Consider the following 20,798-nt stretch of genomic DNA (forward strand, 5'->3'; position numbering starts at 1 on the left):
GACGGGGCGTACGGCGGCCGCCGTACGCCCCGGTCCGGTCAGGCCGGCTCACCCACCCACTCGACGAGCTGCCAGACGATCCCGTTGTCGTCGGCGAACTGGCAGTAGCGCTCACCCCAGGGCTCGGTCTCGGGCGGCGTCACCACGGTCGCCCCGGCGGCGGAGATCTGGGCGAAGTGGTCGTCGATGCCGTCGACGACGAACGCCAGCAGCATCCCCTGCCCTGCCGAGCCGGCGATCTCCGGCGGCCGGAAGGACTCCAGCCCGGTCCGCAGGAACACCAGGTTGAGCCCGGCCGAGGAGTGCTCCAGCGAGACGAAGCCCTCGGCGGCCATCGCCTGGGTGAAGCCGAAGTGGTCCCGGGCGAAGCGTGCCGACGCCTCGACGTCGGGAACGTTGAGGGACAGCGCGGTCCGGTTGATGTGCATGTGGCTCCTTACTCCAATTAACCTTGTACGCCGTACAACGTACACTGTTATGAAATGATTCCGCCCGCACCGACGAGACCGAGGGAGGACCGATGCCGCGCGACCTCATCGACCTGCTCTGGCGCGACCATCCGGCCGCGCCGGCTCGCGGGCAGCGCGGGCCGCGCGCCCGGGTGACGACGGGTTCGGTGGTCGAGGCGGCCGTCGCGCTGGCCGACCGCGACGGACTGGCGACCCTCACGATCCGGCGTCTCGCCGAGGAGCTGGGCGTGTCGACCATGTCGGTCTACACGCACGTCAACAGTCGCGACGACCTGCTCGTGCTCATGGTCGACGCGGTCCACGCCGGCATGGAGCGACCCTCCTACGGCCAGGGGGGCTGGCGTCGTCGCGTCCGGAGCGTGGCGGAGGCCAACCTCGCCCACCTCGGCGCCCATCCGTGGCTGCTCGACGTGACCGACCAGCGCAGCGCACTGGGGCCGGGCACGATCGCGAAGTACGACGCCGAGCTGGCCGCGCTCTACCCGCTCGGACTCGACGACGTCACCCGGGACGCCGCGTTGACGTTCGTCCTCGACTTCGTGCGGGCCAGCGCCCGCGCGCTCCGCCCGGACCCGCGGGCGGGCGAGCTGGCGGAGCACTGGCCGACGTGGAGCGTCCGGCTGGCGGCGTACCTCGGCGGCGACTTCCCCCTCGCGCGCCGTGTCGGTGCCGCCGCGGGGGCCGCGATGGACGCCGCGCACGACGCCGGCATGGCGTGGGAGTTCGGACTGGCGCGGGTGCTCGACGCGCTCTCCGCCCTCGCTCCGCAGCAGCCGGGCGGAATTACAGACGGGTAGTTCGCTGTGGCACCTGTGACTGGTGTGACCTGCGAGGTTAAAGTGCCAGCGGCGCCCGCTCACAGCGCCCCACGTCGCCACTTCCCCAGGAGCACCCATGACCCGCCGTCCGTCCTCGCTGCGCTCGCGGCTCGCCCTGGCCGTCGCGACGGCGGTCGCCGGCGTCGTCGCGGCCACCGCCCTCCTCGTGCCGCGCGACGCCGCCGGCCCTGAGCAGGCCGTCGTCACCGGCGCGAACCCCGTGACGCCCGGCGTCTTCACCGGCCTCGGGTTCGACCAGTGCCAGGCGCCGAGCCAGAAGGCGATGGACGCCTGGCTGAAGGCCTCGCCGTTCCGGGCGGTCGGCATCTACATCTCCGGCGACTCGCGCGCGTGCCGCTACCAGACCCACCTCAACGCGACCTGGGTCGCCACCCAGCTCGCCCGCGGCTGGCACCTGCTGCCGATCGCGCTCGGCCCGCAGGCCTCCTGCCAGCCGCGCTTCCCTCGCTACAGCGACGACTTCCGCATCGCGGCCAACGCCACCGGCGACTACGCCAAGGCCCGCCAGCAGGGTGCGGCCGAGGCGGTCAAGAACGCCACCGACGCAGGCCGGCTCGGCCTGACCAAGGGCTCGACGATCTTCTACGACCTCGAAGGCTTCGACTACGGGAAGGTGCACTGCCGCGAGTCGGCGCTGCGCTTCCTCTCCGCCTGGACGGTCAAGACCCGGCAGCTCGGCTACCGCGCCGGCGTCTACTCCTCGGCCGGCTCCGGGATGAAGCTGCTCGAGCGCCAGCGCGTCAGCCCGCTGCCCAACATCGCCCTGCCGGACCAGATCTGGCTGGCCCGCTACGACGGCAAGGCCAACACCTCGGCTCCGCAGTACCTCTCCGACGCCGGCTGGGTCGGCAACCGCATCAAGCAGTTTCAGGGCGGCCACAACGAGACCTGGGGCGGCGTGACGATCAACATCGACCGCAACTACCTCGACCTGCGCTCCGCCCCGAACCCACCGGTCGCACCGGCACCGGCACCGGGCGCTCCGACGCCCGCCGTCGCCCCGCCGGAGCGGCACTGCGGCGGCGTCAACGTCGACCTGCCGGCGTACGTCGCCATCAAGCCGCGCTCGGGCTCCTACCGTCCGGCCCAGGACCAGGTCGTCGCCCTGAAGTGCCTGCTCAAGGAGCGCGCCGGCTACCGCGGCAAGGTCGCGCCGGGCTTCGGGCCCGCGCTCCAGCGCGCGGTGAAGTCGTGGCGCCGTGCCCGCCACTTGCGGGTCAACGCCGTGTGGACGCGCTCCCTGTGGATGCAGCTGCTGACCACCGGTCAGCGTCCGTTCCTGCGGCCCGGCAGCGCGTCCGCCCACGTCCGCGACCTGCAGCGCGCGCTCAACGCGGCGGTGCCGTCCGGTCGGCTGCCCGTGCACGGCACGCTGGACGAGCGCACGCAGGCAGTGCTGCGCGAGTGGAAGAGCCGGGTCGGCCTCAAGCCGGGCAACATGGTCGCCCAGTCCGCCTGGGCCCGGCTGCGGGCCGGGCAGTTCTAGGCGACGAGGAGACTAGGCCCCGGCGCGCTCGCGCCACTGGTCGGCGATCCAGCCGCGGCGCTCGGCGTACCAGTCGAACCACACGGTCATCAGCGGCGGGACCGCGGAGACGAGCGCCAGCGCCGTACGCCGGGGGCCCCACTTCTGGTCACCCGACACCACGAGCGTGACGATGCCGTAGGCGACGAAGAGGGCGCCGTGGATGGGGCCGAAGACCTGCACGCCCAGCTCGGTCGTCTCGGTGACCCGCTTGAGGTACATGCCGACGAGCAGGCCGACCCAGGAGCAGCCTTCGGCCACCGCCACGAGGCGGAACAGCGCGAGCGGGTTCATCAGGCGAACACCCGCGCCGCGAGACTGGTGAAGAAGCCCAGCCCGTCCGTGCCGGACCCGGTGAGCTCCTCGACGGCGTGCTCGGGGTGCGGCATCAGGCCGACCACGTTGCCCGCCTCGTTGGCGATGCCGGCGATGTCGTTGACCGAGCCGTTGGGGTTGACCTCGAGGTAGCGCGCCACGACGCGGCCCTCGCCCTCGAGCCGGGCGACGGTCTCGGCGTCGGCGACGAACTGGCCCTCGCCGTTCTTGAGCGGCACCACGATCTCCTGGCCCTGCTCGAAGGCGGTGGTCCAGGCGGTGTCGGCGTTCTCGATGCGCAGCCGCTGGTCGCGGCAGATGAAGCGGCGGTGGTCGTTGCGGATCAGCGCGCCCGGCAGCAGGTGCGACTCGCACAGCACCTGGAAGCCGTTGCAGATGCCGAGCACGGGCAGGCCCTTGCCGGCCGCCTCGATCACCTCGGTCATCACCGGGGAGAAGCGGGAGATCGCGCCGCAGCGCAGGTAGTCGCCGTACGAGAAGCCGCCCGGGAGGATGACGGCGTCCACGCCCTTGAGGTCGTGGTCGCCGTGCCACAGCGCGACCGCCTCGTTGCCGCCGATGCGGACCGCGCGCTGCGCGTCGACGTCGTCCAGCGTGCCCGGGAAGGTGACGACGCCGATCCTCACGACTCCACCCGGACGGTGTAGTTCTCGATGACCGTGTTGGCCAGGAACGTGTCGGCGAGCTTCTCGATGTCGGCGAGCACGCCGTCGTTGATCTCGGCGACCTCGAGCTCGAACCGCTTGCCCTGGCGGACCTCGGTCACCCCGGTGAAGCCGAGCCGCGGCAGGGCGCCGAGCACCGCCTTGCCCTGCGGGTCGAGGATCTCGGGCTTGGGCATGACGTCGACGACGACTCGAGGCATGGCCCGCAGTCTATTGGGTAGGGCGGCGCCGGGCCGCATCCGGGCGACCGCGAGGCAGACTGGGGACATGAGCACTCCGACCCCTTTCGGCTCGCCGCGTCAGCCCGGCAACCCGCTCACGCTGGAGTTCCCGCAGTCCCTGGCGGTCTACGACGACTACGCCCAGGCCCAGCGGACCGTCGACTACCTCTCCGACCAGGGCTTCCCGGTGGAGAACTGCATGATCGTCGGCACGGACCTCAAGCGGGTCGAGCGGATCACCGGCCGCCTCACCACCGGCCGGGTGGCGCTCGGCGGCGCGCTGACCGGCATCTGGTTCGGACTGTTCATCGGGCTGCTCTTCACGCTCTTCACCGAGGAGGGCGCGCTCGGGATCATCGTCTCGACGGTGCTGTTCGGCGCCTTGTTCGGGTTGATCTGGGGACTCGTCGGCTACGCCTTCACCCGCGGCCGGCGCGACTTCTCCTCCATCACCCAGGTGGTCGCCACGAAGTACGAGGTGCTCGTCGAGCACAAGGTGGCCACCCAGGCGCGCGAGCTGCTGGCCGGCCTGCCGGGGGCGCTCCCGAACCCGTTCGCCTGAGCGCCCCCGGCCGACCGGATCAACTCACTTGAGCTCGCGCTTGAGGATCTTGCCGGTGGCGGTCATGGGGAGGGAGTCCACGATCTCGACGATGCGGGGGTACTTGTAGGCCGCCATGGTCTCCTTGCTCCATGCCACGATCTCCTCGGAGGTGGCCGTGGCGCCGGGCTTGAGGATGACGACGGCCTTGATCTCCTCGCCGTGGCTGTCGTGCGGGACGCCGATGACGGCGGCCAGTGAGATCGCCGGGTGGGTGAGCAGGACCTCCTCGATCTCGCGCGGGTAGACGTTGAAGCCGCCGCGGATGATCATCTCCTTGGCGCGGTCGACGATGTAGTACCAGCCGTCCTCGTCGCGCTTGGCCAGGTCGCCGGAGCGGAACCAGCCGTCGGCGTTGATCGCCTCGGCGGTGGCGTCGGGGCGCTTGTAGTAGCCCTTCATGACGTTGTGGCCCTTGATCGCGATCTCGCCGATCGCGTCGGGGGTCCACTCGATCGGGTCCCAGCCGGCGGGGTCGATGAGCTCCATCTCGACGCCGGGGATCGGCTTGCCGATCGACCCGGCCCGCGCCGGCTCGCCGAACGGCATGAAGCTGGCCACCGGGGAGGTCTCGGAGAGGCCGTAGCCCTCGGCGATCACGACGCCGAACTTCTTCTCGAACTCGTGGTGCACCTCGACCGGCAGGGCCGAGCCACCCGCCGCCGCGACCCGGAGGTTGCGCGCGAGCTCGGCGACGTCGACGGTGTCGTCGAGCGCGCCCAGCAGCCCCCAGTACATCGTCGGGACGCCGGCGAAGAAGGTGATCTTCTCCTTCTGCATCAGCTGCAGCGCCGGCCCGGGCTCGAAGCGCGGCAGCATGACGACCGTGCCGCCGAACGCCGCGCCGCCGTTCTGGATGACGGTCTGGCCGAAGGAGTGGAACAACGGCAGCACGCACAGGTAGGTGTCCGGGTTGGCCGGGTCGGCTCCGAACAGCTCCTTGCCCGCCAGCGCGTTGTCGCGCATGTTGCGGTGCCGCAGCTCGGCGCCCTTGGGCTGGCCGGTGGTGCCGGAGGTGTAGAGGATGACCGCGGTGTCGTCCTCGTCGGTGGCGACGGTCTCGAAGGCCGGCGACTGGCCCGCCAGGCCCTGGCCGAGCGTGCTGGTGCCCTCGATCGGGGACGGCGCGGTCGGGTCGGCGGTGATCATGAAGAAGTCCCGGCAGCCCTCGACCTGGCTGAAGCCGTCGTGGGCCTCGGCGCCGATCGCCAGCTCGGGGGTGCCCTGGAAGGCGAAGAGCGCGACGGCGTCGGAGTCGTTGAGGTGGTAGGCCACCTCGCGGCCCTTGAGCAGGACGTTGAGCGGCACCACGGTCGCACCGGCCTTGAGGATGCCCCAGTAGATCAGCGAGAAGTAGGGCAGGTTGGGGCACATCAGCGCCACCTTGTCGCCCGGCTTCACGCCGCGGGACACCAGCAGGTTGGCGACCTGGTTGGCCGCGCCGTTGACCTGGGCGTAGTTCAGCCGCGTGTCACCGAAGACGATCGCGGTGCGCTCGGGGTACGCCGCAGCGCTGCCCTCGAGCAGGGACGACAGGTTGTAGGTGTTGCTCACGGGACGTGGCCTCCATCACGTTCTCGGGGATTGCTGCACAACCTACTGGCCAGTTCCAGCGGCCGCGAGCGTGGCACCCGCTTTCCGAGACAGATGTCCCAGATACCGCTCAGAAGGTGTGGCCGGTCAGCCGCTCGTAGGCCTCGACGTACCGCGCCCGCGTGCGCTCGACGATCTCCGCCGGCAGCGGCGGCGGCGCGGCGCCGGACGCCTTGTCCCACCCCGACTCCGGCGAGAGCAGCCAGTTGCGCACGATCTGCTTGTCGTACGACGGCTGCGACTGTCCCGGCGCCCAGTCCGCCAGCGACCAGAACCGGCTGGAGTCCGGCGTGAGCACCTCGTCGGCGAGCACCGTGGCGTTGACGCCCAGGTCGTCGCGGCGCACCCCGAACTCGAGCTTCGTGTCGGCGAGGATGAGACCTGCGCCGCGGGCGATCTCGTCGGCGCGGTGGTAGACGGCGAGGGTGAGCCGGCGCAGCTCCGCGGCCGCGTCGTCGCCGATCTGGTGGGCGACGTCCTGGTAGGAGACGTTCTCGTCGTGGTCACCCAGCTCGGCCTTGGTGGCGGGCGTGAAGATCGCCTCGGGCAGCCGGCTGCCGTCGACCAGGCCGGCGGGCAGGTGGACACCGCACACGGCGTGGTGCGGGGCGCTGGCCTGGTAGTCGAGCAGCCCGGAGCCGGTCAGGTAGCCGCGCGCGACGCACTCGACCGGGAACATCGCCAGCCGGCGGCAGACGACCGCCCGCCCCTTGACCTGCTCGGGCACGTCGGTGGAGATCACGTGGTGGGAGACGATGTCCTCGAGCTGCTCGAACCACCACAGCGACATCCGGGTGAGGATCTCGCCCTTGTCCGGGATCGTGGTGTCGAGCACGAAGTCGAACGCCGAGATCCGGTCGCTGGCGACCATCAGCAGCTCGCCGGCGTACGGCCCGGCCTCCAGCTCGTACAGATCGCGGACCTTGCCGGAGTGCAGGTGGCGGGCGCCGTCGATCGCGGGGGCCGGGGGGATGTTCAGCTCGGGCACGTCGGTAAGCCTAGGGCGTCAGAGGATGGCGCCCGGCGCGTACGCCGCGGCGGCCGGGTGCTGCGCGACGACGGCCTCGACCTGCCGGACGACCTCCTGCACCTGCGCCACGGCGGCGCCCGTGAACGCGATGGGCTCGGCCACGAGCGTGTCGAGCTGGGCGGCGGTCAGGCCCAGGCGCGGATCGGCGGCGAGCTTCGCGAAGACGTCGTTCTCGGCCTGACCGCGGCGCATCGCGAGCGCGGTGCCGACCGACGCCTCCTTGATCGCCTCGTGCGCGGCCTCCCGGCCGACGCCGTTGCGCACCGCCGCCATCAGCACCTTGGTCGTGGCCAGGAACGGCAGGTAGCGGTCGAGCTCGCGCTGGATCACGGCCGGGAACGCACCGAACTCGTCGAGCACGGTGAGGAAGGTCTGGAAGAGCCCGTCCACGGCGAAGAACGCGTCGGGCAGCGCCACCCGGCGTACGACGGAGTCGGAGACGTCGCCCTCGTTCCACTGGTCGCCCGCGAGCTCGCCGACCATCGAGAGGTGGCCGCGCAGCACGACGGCGAGGCCGTTGACCCGCTCGGCGGAGCGTGAGTTCATCTTGTGCGGCATCGCCGAGGAGCCGACCTGACCCTCCTTGAAGCCCTCGGTCACCAGCTCGTTGCCGGCCATCAGCCGGATCGTGGTGGCCAGGTTGGACGGCCCGGCCACGAGCTGGACCAGCGCCGAGACGACGTCGAAGTCGAGCGAGCGCGGGTAGACCTGGCCGACGCTTGTCAGCACCCGATCGAAGCCGAGGTGCTCGGCGACCTTCTGCTCGAGCGCGGCGAGCTTGTCCATCGCCGCGGCGTCGCCGCCCAACAGGTCGTGCATGTCCTGAGCGGTACCGACCGGTCCCTTGATGCCGCGCAGCGGGTAGCGCGCGATCAGCTCCTCGAGGCGGCGGAAGGCGACCAGCATCTCGTCGGCGACGGTGGCGAACCGCTTCCCGAGCGTGGTGGCCTGGGCGGCCACGTTGTGCGACCGGCCGGCGATCACGGTGGTCTCGTGCTCGGCGGCGAGCCGCCCCAGCCGGGCCAGGGTGGCGACCGCACGGTCGCGCACCAGGCGCAGGCTGGAGAGCACCTGCAGCTGCTCGACGTTCTCGGTCAGGTCGCGGCTGGTCATCCCCTTGTGGATGTGCTCGTGCCCGGCCAGGGCAGAGAACTCCTCGATGCGGGCCTTGACGTCGTGGCGGGTGACCCGCTCGCGGGCCGCGATCGAGGCCAGGTCGACCTGATCCACGACCTTCTCGTAGGCCTCGACGACGCCGTCGGGCACGTCGATGCCGAGGTCGCGCTGGGCCTTGAGCACGGCGATCCACAGCTGCCGCTCGAGCACGATCTTGTGCTCCGGCGACCAGATCTCGGCCAGCTCGGCCGACGCGTAGCGGGTGGCCAGGACGTTCGGGACGCTCACAGTGGGCACGGTCAGCGATTCTCCCACGTCACGGGGCCTGCCTGCTCATCAAGGTATGCAGGTGAACAGGCACTTCCCGTGCGGAGTTCCGCACGGGAAGTGCGCATTCGGCTGCATACCTCGATGAACAGTCACCCCTGGAGCGCGCTGGCGCCCTCGACCACACCCAGCGGCTCGGCGGCGATGTCGGAGCGGCGCTGCATCCCGTCGAAGGTGATCAGCCCGGCCGCGGCGTACGCACGAGAGCGGGCGTCGTCGATGTCGTAGCCGCGGGCCCGGACGGCCAGCACGCGCCCGCCCGCGGTGACCAGGTGCCGGTGGTCGGGGTCGCCGGGCTCGGGCGCGTCGAGGATCGCGGTGCCGGCGTGGATGACGTCGACGTCGTTGACCCCGTCCGCCGCCCCGACGCCCCGGATGACGTCGCCCGTGGAGGAGCCCTCCGGGTAGCCGGCCGAGGCGAGCACGACGGTGACGGAGGCGCCGTCGGAGAAGACGGGCGCCGGCACGCTGGCGAGGTCGCCGGTGGCGGCCGCGTGGAGCAGCTCGCCCAGCGAGGAGTCGAGCAGCGCCAGCACCGGCTGGATGTCGGGGTCACCGAAGCGGCAGTTGAACTCGATGACCTTCGGGCCCTGGGCGGTCAGCGCCAGGCCGACGTAGAGGCAGCCGACGAACGGCGTGCCGCGTCGCGCCATCTCGTCGAGGGTGGGCTGCACGACGCTGGCCATGACGGTCGCCGCCAGGTCCGGCGGAGCCCACGGGAGCGGGCTGTAGGACCCCATGCCGCCGGTGTTGGGGCCACGGCCGCCGTCGAAGATCCGCTTGAAGTCCTGCGCCGGCTGCAGCGGGTGCGCGGTGCTGCCGTCGCAGACGGCGAACAGCGACACCTCCGGACCGGCGAGGAACTCCTCGATCACGACGCGCTCGCACGCCGCCGCGTGCGCGAGCGCCTCGTCGCGGTCGCGGGTCACCACCACGCCCTTGCCGGCGGCGAGGGCATCGTCCTTGACGACGTACGGCGCCCCGAACTCCTCCAGGGCGGCGGCCGCCTCCTCGGGGCTCGTGCACACCCGCGAGCCGGCGGTCGGCACGCCCGCCGCGGCCATCACCGACTTGGAGAACGCCTTGGAGCCCTCCAGCTGCGCGGCCTCGCGCGAGGGCCCGAACACCGCGACCCCACGGGCGCGCACCGCGTCGGCGACCCCCGCGACCAGCGGTGCCTCCGGGCCCACGACGACGAGGTCGGCGCCGATCCGCTCGGCCAGGTCCGCGACAGCCGCGCCGTCCATGACGTCGACCTCGTGGAGCGTGGCGACCTGGCCGATGCCGGGGTTGCCCGGCGCGGCGTGCACCTGTGCGCCCGGGTCCTGCGCGAGCTTGAGGACGAGCGCGTGCTCGCGGCCTCCGGAGCCGATCACCAGCGTCTTCACGTGCGGAGACTCTAGGCGAGCGTGGCCGACCCGGGCGAGCCCCGGTGACCCGTCGGCCTCAGGAGGCGACGACGACCGTCTGCTCGCGGCCCGGACCGACGCCGACCGCCCAGAACGGCGCGCCGCTGAGCTCCTCGAGCGCCCGGACGTAGTTCTGGGCGTTCTTCGGCAGCTCGGCGAAGCTGCGGCAGCCGGAGATGTCGCTCTGCCAGCCGTCGAAGAACTCGTAGACAGGCGTGGCGTGGTGGAACTCGGTCTGCGTCATCGGCATCTCGTCGTGGCGCACGCCGTCGATCTCGTAGCCCACGCACACCGGGATCCGCTCCCAGGTGTCGAGCACGTCGAGCTTGGTGAGGAAGAACTCGGTCAGCCCGTTGACGCGGGCGGCGTAGCGGGCGACCACCGCGTCGTACCAGCCGCAGCGGCGGGTGCGGCCGGTCGAGACGCCGATCTCGCCGCCGATGCGCTGCAGCGCGGCGCCGTCCTCGTCGAACAGCTCGGTCGGGAACGGGCCGGAGCCCACGCGGGTGGTGTAGGCCTTGATGACGCCGATGACCCGGTCGATGCGCGTCGGACCCACGCCGGCGCCCACGCACACGCCGCCGGCCACCGGGTTCGACGAGGTCACGAACGGGTAGGTGCCGTGGTCGACGTCGAGCATCGTGGCCTGGGCGCCCTCGAAGAGCACGGTCTTCCCGGCGTCCAGCGCCTGGTTGAGCAGCAGCGAGGTGTCCCGGACCATCGGGCGCAGCCGCTCGCTGTAGGACAGCAGCTCCTCGACGACGGCGTCGACCTCGATCGCGCGACGGTTGTAGACCTTCGCGAGCACGTGGTTCTTCATGTCCAGGGCCGCCTCGACCTTGGCCCGCAGGATGCCCTCGTCGAACAGGTCGGCGATGCGGATGCCGGTGCGGTTCACCTTGTCGGCGTACGCCGGGCCGATGCCGCGACCGGTGGTGCCGATCTGGTTCTTGCCGAGGAACCGCTCAGTGACCTTGTCGATGGTGGAGTGGTAGCTGGCGATGACGTGGGCGTTGGCGGAGACCACCAGGTCGGCGACCTCGACACCACGCGCGACCAGGCCGTCCAGCTCCCGGAAGAGCGCCTCGGGCGAGACGACCACGCCGTTGGCGATGACGCTGGTCGCGCCCGGCGTCAGGATGCCGCTGGGCAGCAGGTGGGTGGCGTACTTCTCGCCGTTGACCACGATGGTGTGGCCCGCGTTGTGGCCGCCGCTGGTGCGGACCACGAAGTCGATGGGGTCGGTGGTGGCGAGCAGGTCCGTCGCCTTGCCCTTGCCCTCGTCGCCCCACTGGGCGCCCAGAACCACGATCGCTGGCATGTCGTGCTGCTCCTTGCTGCTCGGACGGAGTCCCTCCGGCGCCTCCCATGGCGGGAGTGGCCGGCTGCTCGACGCACTGGTTGTAGCGGAAATTCCTCGTCCAGAAACGCAAGCAGCCCCGGCAAGGACCGGGGCTCTTGCGACGACACGCTAGCGGCTGCGCACCCGCCACCACCAGTTCGCGCCCCTAGATCCACCCCCGCCGGGTGGCCTCGACGCCGGCCTGGAAGCGGGATCCGGCGCCGAGCTCCTGCATCAGCTCGGCCACCCGGCGACGCACGGTCCGCAGGCTGACGCCCAGGCGGCGCGCCATCTGCTCGTCCTGCGCGCCGGCGGCCAGCTGCTCGAGCAGGAACCGTCGACCGTCGTCGGGCGCCAGCGTCACGTCCCCGACCGGGGCGGCGCGCGCCCACATCTCCTCGAACCACAGCCCGAGCGCCTCGACGACCCCGCGCTGGCGGACGACCGTGCTCGGCGTGCTGGCCAGTCCGAGCGGCTCGGGCATCGCCGCGAGCGAGGTACCGACCACGAGCAGCCGCGTCGGCAGCTCCGGGAGCACCCGGACCTCCTCACCCACCCGGACCCGGTGCGCGAGGACGGTCGGCGCCTCCTGCATCGCGCGCAGCGCGTAGATGCCCCGCACCCGGCGACCGGCCGCCACCGCGTTGCGGATCCACGCCGCCATCTCGTCCTCGAACTCGATGACGAACTGGTCGGGGCGCAGCCACATCACGTCGCCCACGGTCTGCTCCAGCACCGCGGTGATCGTCCCGGGCTCGGCGCTGCCGGTGACCACCTCGCCGTCCAGCGGCTGGCGCTGGGCGAAGGCGCCGCCGGCGGGTGCCGCGGCACGGCCGGCCAGGTAGGGCATCGCGGCGGCGATCTCCTGCAGCCGGGTGTGGGCCTGCGCGGCGCCGGCCGCGGTCTGCGTGATCATCTGCGCGACCGCGTCGGCGGGCGAGAGCACGCAGACGGTCACGTCACCCGCGTCGCCGTCGAGGCGGACGACCTGCTGGTCCACGAGGGGCACGAGCTGCCGCACCAGCTCGCCGGCGCTGACGCCCAGGCCCTCGGCCACGGTGGCCAGCGGCTCGCCGGAGTGCAGCAGGACCCGCTCGTAGAGCCGCCCCGCCTCCGGGCTGAACCCCAGCGCCGTCATCAGGCTCTCGCTGCCCAGGAACGTCACTCATGGCACCTTAGTGCCAACTTCGTCGCGGGGGGACCCGCCCGATAGCGTTGGTCGCATGCCTGCTGAGCCTGTGGACTGGGTGACCCGCGCCGCCGACGACGCCGTCCGGCACTGGCAGCAGGGCGACACCGGCACGCCGGTGACGGTCGCGTCGGGGATCAGCCCGTCCGGCCCCATCCACCTCGGCAACCTGCGCGAGTTCCTCACCGCCCACTTCGTGGCCGAGGAGCTGCGCCGCCGCGGCCACGAGGTGCGCCACCTCCACTCCTGGGACGACTACGACCGCTACCGCAAGGTGCCGGCCGGCGCGCCCCCGGAGTGGAAGGAGCACATCGGCAAGCCGCTGACCGCCGTCCCGGACCCCTGGGAGTGCCACTCCTCGTGGGCCGAGCACTTCAAGGAGCCGCTGCGCGAGGCGCTGGCCGCCATGGGCTGCGTGATGGAGGAGATCGACCAGACCGAGCGGTACACCGCCGGCGCCTACACCGAGCAGGTGCTGCACGCCATCCGGCACCGCGACGCCATCGAGACCGTCCTCGCGCGCTACCGCACCAAGCCGGTCGAGGCGGAGTCGGAGCAGGAGGCGGCGGCGCTGGCCGACTCGGTCATCGCCGACGAGCAGGAGTCCGGCGACGGCGCCTTCCAGCGGTTCCCCTACAAGCCCTACTGCCGCAGCTGCCGGCGCGACACGACCGCCATCACGGCGTACGACGACGCGACGACCGATCTGACCTACACCTGCGAGGCGTGCGGGTTCTCGGGTGTCACGAACGTCGCGACGCAGCCCGAGGGCAAGCTGGTGTGGAAGGTCGACTGGCCCATGCGCTGGGCGTATGAGTCGGTCAACTTCGAGCCGGGCGGCCTCGACCACTCGACCCCGGGGTCGTCCTACACGGTCGGCAAGGAGCTTGTCGCGGAGGTCTTCGGCGGTCGCGCGCCGTCGTACGTCGCCTATGCGTTCGTCGGCTTCGCCGGGATGCAGAAGATGTCGTCCTCCGCCGGTGGCGTGCCGATCCCGGCCGACGCACTGAAGATCCTCGAGGCGCCGATGCTGCGCTGGCTCTACGTCCGGCGCCAGCCCAAGCAGGCGTTCAACATCGACTTCGGCCCCGAGGTCGTGCGGCTCTACGACGAGTGGGACTCCCTCGGGCGCAAGGCGGCCGACCCGGAGAAGCGCGATGCGCAGGTGCTGGCGTTCGAGCGGGCCTCGGCCACGGCGGCGGCCGGCCGGCTGCCCACCCCGCCGGTCGTGGTGCCGTTCCGGCTGCTGTCGTCGGTCGCCGACGTGACGGCCGGGTCCGCGGAGCTGATCTCGCGGATCGTCGGCGACGCCGGCCACCCGCACGACTCCGTCGATGACCTGCAGCCCCGGCTGGGCAAGGCGATGGCGTGGACGGCCGAGTACGTCGCCGCCGAGGACCGCACCACCGTCCGCACCGCGCCCGACACCGACCGGCTGGCGGCGCTCGGCGAGCTCGAGCAGCGCTGGCTCGCCGAGCTGCTCGACCGGCTGCCCGACCACCTCGAGCTCGACGAGACCACCACGCTGATCTACGGCGTCCCCAAGCTCGCCCGCGGCCTGGCGCTCGAGGACGCGCCGACCGACGAGGTGAAGGCCGATCAGAAGGCGTTCTTCCAGCTGCTCTACAACCTGCTGGTCGACGCCGACCGCGGCCCGCGGCTGCCGACGCTCTTCCTGGCGCTGGGCTCGGAGAAGGTCCGCCGGCTGCTGACCCACTGACGCAGGTCCAGGGGTCAGAGCAGGACGTCCGCCGCGGTCGGGCTGGAGTCGCGCAGGAACGTGGCGCACCGCTCGGCCTCGTCGAGCTCGCCGATCGCCCCGGCGGCCTCCGACAGCAGCGCCAGGCAGGTGAGGAAGCCGCGGTTGGGCTCGTGCTCCCACGGGACCGGGCCATGGCCCTTCCACCCGTTGCGGCGCAGCAGGTCGAGGGCCCGGTGGTAGCCGACGCGGGCGTAGGCGTAGACCGTGACGGGGTCGTCCCCTCGCGAGGCGGCCTGGGCGGCGAGCACGCTCCAGGCGAGCGGGGAGGCCGGGTGCCGGCGGGCGATCTCGAGCGGCTCCACGGCCGCGGCCACGTCGGCCGCGGCCGGGTCCTCGGGCAGGTGGGTCGGCGGCGGTCCCGCCATCAGGTCCTGATGGATGGTCATGGGAAGCATTGTCCCCTCCGCCGTGTTCACTGGGTTCGTGACCTCTTCCGCCCCACCGGCCGCCTCCCCCGACGTCCGGCCGTGGCCGGCGCTGTGCGCCCTGGTGGTCGGCTTCTTCATGATCCTGGTCGACCTCACCATCGTCACGGTCGCGACGCCGACGCTGATCGAGGACCTCGACGCCAGCGTCAACGACGCGGTCTGGGTCACGAGCGCCTACATGCTGGCGTACGCCGTCCCGGTGCTCATCACCGGTCGGCTCGGTGACCGGTTCGGCCCCCGCAGGATCTACCTGACCGGTCTCGTGGTCTTCACGCTCGCCTCGCTGTGGTGCGGGCTGACCACGACCGTCGGCGCGCTGATCCTCGCGCGCGTCGCCCAGGGCATCGGCGCCTCGATGATGACCCCGCAGACCATGGCGATCATCACCCGCATCTTCGCCCCCGCCGAGCGCGGGAAGGCGATGGCGCTGTGGGGCGCCACCGCGGGCGTCGCCATGGTGGTGGGCCCGGTCCTCGGCGGGGTCCTCACCGACAGCCTGGGCTGGGAGTGGATCTTCTTCGTCAACATCCCGTTCGGCGTGCTGGCGTTCGTGCTCGCCCTGCGGCTGGTGCCGGTCCTGCCGACCCACGCCCACTCCTTCGACTGGCTGGGCGTGGCGCTCTCCGGCGTCGGCATGTTCCTGCTCGCCTTCGGCATCCAGGAGGGCCACCAGGCCGACTGGTCGGGGCGGATCATCGCGATGATCGGCGGCGGCCTGCTGGTGCTGGCGCTCTTCGTCGCCTGGCAGGCCCGCAACCGGCGCGAGCCGCTGGTGCCGCTCAGCCTGTTCCGGGACCGGAACTTCTCGGTCTCCAACGTCGCGATCTCGACGATGGGCGCGATCGCCGCGGCGTTCGGCTTCCCGATCATGCTCTACGCCCAGGCGGTCCGCGGCGACTCCCCCACCGAGGCCGCGCGGCTGCTGGTGCCGATGGCGGTCATGTCGATCCTGCTCGCCACATTCGTCGGCCGCCTGACCGACCAGGTCCATCCGCGATTGGTGGTGGGCTTCGGCTTCGCCGCCAGCGTCGTGGGCTACTTCGCGCTCTCCTGGCGGCTCGAGCCCGGTGTCGCGGTCTGGGAGATCGCGGTCCCCATGGCGGTCATCGGAGTCGGCAACGCCTTCGTCTGGTCCCCGACCGCCGCAACGGCCAACCGGAACCTCCCTCTGCACCTGGCCGGTGCCGGCTCGGGCGTCTACAACGCCACCCGGCAGGTCGGATCGGTCCTCGGCGCTGCCGCGATCGCCGTGCTCATGGACGCCCGGCTCGCGCACTACCTCCCCGGCGCCGCGGCGCACGGCGACGCCGGCGCCGCCCAGATCGCCGACCCGCGTGCCGCGGAGCTCTTCAGCCAGGCCATGCAGGAGGCCTCGCTGCTGCCGGCGTTCGCCTGCCTGCTCGGTCTGCTCGCCGTGATGTTCTACGAGGCTCCGAAGCACCACGGCTTCGCTGGTCGCTGAGCCAACGTCATACGCCCCGGTCGCAGTCGCGACCGGGGCGTATGACGTTGCTGGGGAGAGAGGTCAGCCGATGGTCTTGCCGGCCGACGCCAGGTGCTGACATGCCTCGACGATGCGGGCGGCCATGCCGGCCTCGGCCGCCTTGCCCCACGAGCGCGGGTCGTAGAGCTTCTTGTTGCCGACCTCGTCGTCGACCTTCAAGACGCCGTCGTAGTTGCGGAACATGTGGTCGGCGACCGGACGGGTGAAGGCGTACTGGGTGTCGGTGTCGATGTTCATCTTCACGACGCCGTACGACACCGCCGCCGCGATCTCCTCGGCCGAGGAGCCCGAGCCGCCGTGGAAGACCAGGTCGAACGGCTTGGAGCCGTCGGCCAGGCCGAGCTTGGCGGAGACGGCGTCCTGCGCGGCCTTGAGGATCTCGGGACGCAGCTTGACGTTGCCCGGCTTGTAGACGCCGTGCACGTTGCCGAAGGTCAGCGCGGTCAGGTAGTGACCGTTCTCGCCGGTGCCGAGCGCCTCGGCGGTCGCGATCGCGTCCTCCGGGGTGGAGTAGAGCTTCTCGTCGATGGCGCCGACGATGCCGTCCTCCTCGCCACCCACGACGCCGACCTCGATCTCGAGGATGATGTGGGCGGCCTTCGCCTTGGCGAGCAGCTCCGCGGCGATCTCGAGGTTCTCCTCCAGCGGCACCGCGGAGCCGTCCCACATGTGACTCTGGAACAGCGGCGCCTCGCCGCGTCCGACACGCTCGACGGAGAGGTCGAGCAGCGGGCGCACGAAGGCGTCGAGCTTGTCCTTGGGGCAGTGGTCGGTGTGGAGCGCGATGTTGACGGGGTAGTTCTTGGCGACCTCGGCGGCGTACGCCGCGAACGCGACCGAGCCGGCGACCATGTTCTTCACCGACGGACCGGAGAGGTACTCCGCACCGCCGGTCGAGATCTGCACGATGCCGTCGGAGCCGGCCTCCGCGAAGCCCTGCAGGGCGGCGTTCAGGGTCTGCGAGGAGGTCACGTTGATCGCCGGGAACGCGAACTGTCCGGCCTTGGCCGCCGCGATCATCTCGGCGTACTTCTCAGGGGTGGCGATGGGCATGCTGGTCAGACTCCTCGGCGCAGGGATGGGCTCTCGCGAACTAGTGCCCGATTCTGGCCGGGGACCGGCCGGAAATCTCTTGGCACGATCCAAGACCAGTGAGAGGCGACACGTGGGACCGAAGTCCCGGGTCGGGACCGCTGTGTCCGGTACGTCGGACAAGACCCTCTCCGGTCGGGCAGACTCCGGCTCACCGGAGACCAGGAGGACCCCATGCAGACTCGGCTGCGCGCCGTCGTCGCCCTCAGCATGCTCGCGCTCGGCGCGTCCCTCACGCTCGTGCCGAGCGGCGCGCAAGCCGCGCCCGCCAAGCCGAAGATGGGTACGTGCCACCAGTTGACGGTGGCGCAGGCCGAGGCAGCTCACGAGACCAAGCCGGCCATCGCCTGCACGAAGCGTCACAACACGTGGACCTTCGCGGTGGTCCAGGGACCTGCCGACCTGGCCGCGTGGAACGGCGACGCGTACGGCCGGCTCGGCGTCCTGTGCCAGAAGCCCTTCGAGCGGACTCTCGGCGGCACGGCGCTCAAGCGCGCACAGACGGCGTACGCGCTGCTGTGGTTCACGCCGACAGCCGAGCAACTGGCTGCCGGCCAGCGCTGGATCCGCTGCGACCTGGCCCTCTTCACCACGAAGAGCCTCCCCTCGCTCCCGAAGCTCACGCGCCCCGTCCTGTCCGACGGCATCGCCGAGAGCGAGCGGCTCTGCCTCACGGCGCGAGGGTTCGCGACGACCTGCACCACGAAGCACGCGTACCGGTCCTTCAGCGCCTTCAAGGTCGCCCGCGTCTCCTACCCGACGGAGCAGGAGTTCCTCGCGCTTGCCCGCGCCCGTTGCCGCAAGGGATGGGACTACGTCACCTGGCCCGGGCCGATCACCTGGTCGTCCGGTCACCGTGTGCTGACCTGCTACGACAAGACCCGCCGCTGACGCACGCCTGAGAGACACTGCTTCTGGCTACGGTCTCTCCATGCGCCTGCTCGTCCTGACCTCCCCGGCCGCCGGCAACACCGACGCCGACAGCCTGGACCGCGCCACCGAGGTGCTGCGCGAGCACGGCGAGGTCGAGGTGGCCAGCAGCGGCTCGCCCGACGAGCTGGACGCGGTGCTCGACGACGCGGCCGACCGGCGACTGGTGGTCGCCGGCGGCGACGGCAGCCTGCATGCGGTCGTCGCCGCGCTGCACCGTCGCGGCACCCTCGCCCGGCAGCCGATCGCGCTGGTGCCGCTCGGGACCGGCAACGACTTCGCGCGGGCCGTCGACCTGCCGGAGGACCCGGGCGAGGCGGCCCTCATCGCGGTCACGGGCAGGCCGCGACCGCTCGACCTGCTGGCCGACGACGACGGCGGCGTCGTGGTCAACAGCGTGCACACCGGCGCCGGCGCAGCCGCCGCGCAGGCGGGCAAGGGCTGGAAGGAGCGGCTGGGCAAGGTGGGATACGCCGTCGGCGCGGTGCAGGCGATCGTGCGGCCACCGACGGTCCACCTGCGGGTCACCGTCGACGGGACGGTGCTGGCCAGCGAGCGCGAGCCGGTGCTGCAGGTGGTGGTCGGCAACGGCGTGTACGTCGGCGGCGGGGCCGCCCTGACACCCGACGCCGACCCCGGCGACGGCGTCGCCGACGTCCTGGTGTCGACGGCCGTGGGGCCGCTCGCGCGGCTCGGGTACGCCGCCGGCGTACTCGTGCGCCGGCATCCGCGCCGGGCCGATGTCCACACCGCGACCGGGACGGTGGTCTCGGTGAGCGGCCGGAAGTTCTGGTGCAGCGCCGACGGCGAGCTCACCGGACCGCACCGGCAGAAGACCTGGCGGGTGCTGCCGGCGGCGTACGAGCTGATGGTGCCGTAGACGGCCTCAGCCACGCCAGGCGGACTCGTCGGACAGGTCGGCGTGCTCGCGGACCCAGGTGTGCATCGCGATCGCGGCCGCCGAGGAGGCGTTGATCGACCGGGTGGAGCCGAACTGCGCGATCGAGAACGTCCCGTCGCACGCCTCGCGCGCGGCCTCGGAGAGCCCCGGTCCCTCCTGACCGAACAGGAAGCAGACCTCGCGCGGCACCGTGGTCGTCTCCAGGTGCAGCGAGCCGGGCAGGTTGTCGATGCCGAGCAGCCGCACCGGACCACCCGGAAGGGCGTGGAGGTAGTCGGCCAGCTCCGGCACGGAGGCGTGGTGGCGCACGTGCTGGTAGCGGTCGGTCACCATCGCGCCGCGCCGGTTCCAGCGCCGGTTGCCGACGATGTGGACCTCGGCGGCCAAGAACGCGTTCGCCGTGCGCACGATCGTCCCGATGTTGAAGTCGTGCTGCCAGTTCTCGATCGCGACGTGGAAGCCGTGCCGGCGGGTGTCGAGGTCGGCCACGATCGCCTCGACGCTCCAGTAGCGGTAGCGGTCCACGACGTTGCGGCGATCCCCGGCGGCGAGCAGCTCGGGGTCGTAGCGCGGGTCGTCGGGCCACTGGCCCGGCCACGGGCCGACACCCACCTCGGGCGGCCCGTGCGGCATCGGGTCGTACGGCGCGCGCTCCTCCTCCACGGGCAGAGCGTAAAAGACCTGGCACGCGGACCCGCGCAACGGGTTACGCTGACGACGTGCCACTCGTCGCGAGCCTGTTCCTGGGCATCGAATGGCTCGATCCCGAGTGGCTCCTGCACCGGTTCGGGCCGGAGTTCTTGTGGATCAGTCTGCTGATCCTCTTCATCGAGTGCGGACTCTTCTTCCCGTTCCTGCCGGGCGACGCCCTGCTCTTCGCCTTCGGCATCTTCGTCGCGACCGAGCGGCTCGACGTCTTCCCCGGCTCGCCGCTGGTCGAGCTGCTGGTCGGGATGACGCTGCTCGTCCTCGCCGGCTTCGCCGGCAACGTAGCCGGCTACGAGATCGGCCGCAGGATCGGGCCGCCGCTGTACGCCCGCGACGGTCGGGTCCTGAAGAAGAGGTACTTCGAGGAGACCGAGGCCTTCTTCGACACCCACGGGAACAAGGCCCTGGTGATCGGCCGGTTCATCGCCTTCGTGCGCACCTACATCACCGTCGTCGCCGGGGTGACCGGCATGGACCGGCGCCGGTTCTACGTGTGGAGCTTCATCGGCGCCCTGCTGTGGGTGCTGTCGATCTCGCTGCTCGGCTACTTCCTCGGCAAGCGGGTCCCGTGGCTCGGCGACAACATCGACTTCGTCATTCTCGCCATCATCGGCTTCGGCGGGGTGCTGACGCTCGGCGAGGCGATCCGGCGCCGGCGTACGAACGCCCCCGAGGCCGGCGACCTCGACCACGACGGCCGGCCCGACCGCGACATCGCCGGCTTCCCGGTGCCGCCCGTGGCGCCGCCGGAGCGCGACGCGGTCTAGGTCTCGATACGCTCGCTGGCGCTCGCTACTCGACCAGCGAAGG

General features: G+C 71.6%; 21 protein-coding genes. 8 read left to right on the plus strand and 13 right to left on the minus strand.

What is annotated here, in order from left to right:
* Positions 1-38: 38 nt before the first annotated feature.
* The gene (locus VGE38_RS09050) at positions 39-428 is read right to left on the minus strand and encodes a VOC family protein (RefSeq protein ID WP_331142209.1); all 390 of its coding nucleotides are present in this window, start codon (positions 426-428) and stop codon (positions 39-41) included.
* A gap of 92 nt (positions 429-520) precedes the next feature.
* Between VGE38_RS09050 and VGE38_RS09055 the strand changes: the two genes are divergently transcribed.
* The gene (locus VGE38_RS09055) at positions 521-1,267 is read left to right on the plus strand and encodes a TetR/AcrR family transcriptional regulator (RefSeq protein WP_331142210.1); all 747 of its coding nucleotides are present in this window, start codon (positions 521-523) and stop codon (positions 1,265-1,267) included.
* Between the two features lie 97 nt (positions 1,268-1,364).
* Entirely contained in the window at positions 1,365-2,795 is a 1,431-nt protein-coding gene (locus VGE38_RS09060) for a glycoside hydrolase domain-containing protein (RefSeq protein ID WP_331142211.1), read from the plus strand.
* A 12-nt stretch (positions 2,796-2,807) separates the two neighbouring features.
* Here VGE38_RS09060 and VGE38_RS09065 read toward each other — a convergent pair whose 3' ends face one another.
* The 3 genes from VGE38_RS09065 to purS are packed head-to-tail and all read right to left on the minus strand — an operon-like array spanning position 2,808 to position 4,035.
* A complete protein-coding gene (locus VGE38_RS09065) occupies positions 2,808-3,128 on the minus strand; it encodes a DUF3817 domain-containing protein (protein WP_331142212.1) in 321 nt (106 codons plus the stop codon).
* On the minus strand, positions 3,128-3,796 hold the full coding sequence (gene purQ / locus VGE38_RS09070; RefSeq protein WP_331142213.1) for a phosphoribosylformylglycinamidine synthase subunit PurQ: 669 nt from the start codon (positions 3,794-3,796) through the stop codon (positions 3,128-3,130). The genes VGE38_RS09065 and purQ overlap by 1 nt, the downstream gene beginning before the upstream one ends.
* The gene (purS, locus tag VGE38_RS09075) at positions 3,793-4,035 is read right to left on the minus strand and encodes a phosphoribosylformylglycinamidine synthase subunit PurS (protein ID WP_331142214.1); all 243 of its coding nucleotides are present in this window, start codon (positions 4,033-4,035) and stop codon (positions 3,793-3,795) included. Before purS ends, purQ begins: the two co-directional genes overlap by 4 nt.
* Before the next feature lie 67 nt (positions 4,036-4,102).
* Here purS and VGE38_RS09080 point away from each other — a divergent pair, with 67 nt between their 5' ends.
* Entirely contained in the window at positions 4,103-4,618 is a 516-nt protein-coding gene (locus VGE38_RS09080; protein WP_331142215.1) for a YflT domain-containing protein, read from the plus strand.
* Positions 4,619-4,642: 24 nt separating this feature from the next.
* Here VGE38_RS09080 and VGE38_RS09085 read toward each other — a convergent pair whose 3' ends face one another.
* The 6 genes from VGE38_RS09085 to VGE38_RS09110 form a co-directional block, all read right to left on the minus strand.
* A complete protein-coding gene (locus VGE38_RS09085; RefSeq protein WP_331142216.1) occupies positions 4,643-6,211 on the minus strand; it encodes a long-chain-fatty-acid--CoA ligase in 1,569 nt (522 codons plus the stop codon).
* Between the two features lie 109 nt (positions 6,212-6,320).
* A complete protein-coding gene (locus tag VGE38_RS09090; RefSeq protein ID WP_331142217.1) occupies positions 6,321-7,238 on the minus strand; it encodes a phosphoribosylaminoimidazolesuccinocarboxamide synthase in 918 nt (305 codons plus the stop codon).
* 18 nt (positions 7,239-7,256) lie between these two features.
* Positions 7,257-8,684, minus strand: a complete 1,428-nt coding sequence (gene purB / locus VGE38_RS09095; protein WP_331142317.1) for an adenylosuccinate lyase — start codon at positions 8,682-8,684, stop codon at positions 7,257-7,259.
* A 131-nt stretch (positions 8,685-8,815) separates the two neighbouring features.
* Positions 8,816-10,111, minus strand: coding sequence for a phosphoribosylamine--glycine ligase (purD, locus tag VGE38_RS09100; RefSeq protein WP_331142218.1), 1,296 nt, complete (start codon positions 10,109-10,111; stop codon positions 8,816-8,818).
* A 58-nt stretch (positions 10,112-10,169) separates the two neighbouring features.
* On the minus strand, positions 10,170-11,453 hold the full coding sequence (locus VGE38_RS09105; RefSeq protein WP_331142219.1) for an adenylosuccinate synthase: 1,284 nt from the start codon (positions 11,451-11,453) through the stop codon (positions 10,170-10,172).
* Between the two features lie 187 nt (positions 11,454-11,640).
* A complete protein-coding gene (locus VGE38_RS09110) occupies positions 11,641-12,639 on the minus strand; it encodes a helix-turn-helix transcriptional regulator (RefSeq protein WP_331142220.1) in 999 nt (332 codons plus the stop codon).
* A gap of 58 nt (positions 12,640-12,697) precedes the next feature.
* Between VGE38_RS09110 and lysS the strand changes: the two genes are divergently transcribed.
* Complete coding sequence (lysS, locus tag VGE38_RS09115; RefSeq protein WP_331142221.1) at positions 12,698-14,383, plus strand: lysine--tRNA ligase; 1,686 nt, start codon at positions 12,698-12,700, stop codon at positions 14,381-14,383.
* A gap of 14 nt (positions 14,384-14,397) precedes the next feature.
* Here lysS and VGE38_RS09120 read toward each other — a convergent pair whose 3' ends face one another.
* Positions 14,398-14,811, minus strand: coding sequence for a DUF3151 domain-containing protein (locus VGE38_RS09120; protein WP_331142222.1), 414 nt, complete (start codon positions 14,809-14,811; stop codon positions 14,398-14,400).
* A 37-nt stretch (positions 14,812-14,848) separates the two neighbouring features.
* Here VGE38_RS09120 and VGE38_RS09125 point away from each other — a divergent pair, with 37 nt between their 5' ends.
* Complete coding sequence (locus VGE38_RS09125; protein ID WP_331142223.1) at positions 14,849-16,315, plus strand: DHA2 family efflux MFS transporter permease subunit; 1,467 nt, start codon at positions 14,849-14,851, stop codon at positions 16,313-16,315.
* Between the two features lie 63 nt (positions 16,316-16,378).
* On the opposite strand, the gene fbaA is transcribed toward VGE38_RS09125, so the two are convergent.
* Positions 16,379-17,410, minus strand: a complete 1,032-nt coding sequence (fbaA, locus tag VGE38_RS09130) for a class II fructose-bisphosphate aldolase (protein ID WP_331142224.1) — start codon at positions 17,408-17,410, stop codon at positions 16,379-16,381.
* Positions 17,411-17,623: 213 nt separating this feature from the next.
* Between fbaA and VGE38_RS09135 the strand changes: the two genes are divergently transcribed.
* Entirely contained in the window at positions 17,624-18,340 is a 717-nt protein-coding gene (locus tag VGE38_RS09135; protein ID WP_331142225.1) for a septum formation family protein, read from the plus strand.
* A 40-nt stretch (positions 18,341-18,380) separates the two neighbouring features.
* Positions 18,381-19,259 (plus strand): diacylglycerol/lipid kinase family protein, encoded by an 879-nt coding sequence (locus VGE38_RS09140; RefSeq protein WP_331142226.1) that lies wholly within the window; start codon positions 18,381-18,383, stop codon positions 19,257-19,259.
* 6 nt (positions 19,260-19,265) lie between these two features.
* Here the strand turns inward: VGE38_RS09140 and VGE38_RS09145 are convergent, their stop codons facing one another.
* Entirely contained in the window at positions 19,266-19,913 is a 648-nt protein-coding gene (locus tag VGE38_RS09145; RefSeq protein ID WP_331142318.1) for a TrmH family RNA methyltransferase, read from the minus strand.
* Between the two features lie 86 nt (positions 19,914-19,999).
* Here VGE38_RS09145 and VGE38_RS09150 point away from each other — a divergent pair, with 86 nt between their 5' ends.
* Positions 20,000-20,755, plus strand: a complete 756-nt coding sequence (locus VGE38_RS09150; RefSeq protein WP_331142227.1) for a DedA family protein — start codon at positions 20,000-20,002, stop codon at positions 20,753-20,755.
* Positions 20,756-20,798 lie beyond the last annotated feature (43 nt).

Origin of the sequence: Nocardioides sp., from assembly GCF_036405735.1 — a bacterium.
GTDB lineage: Bacteria > Actinomycetota > Actinomycetes > Propionibacteriales > Nocardioidaceae > Nocardioides.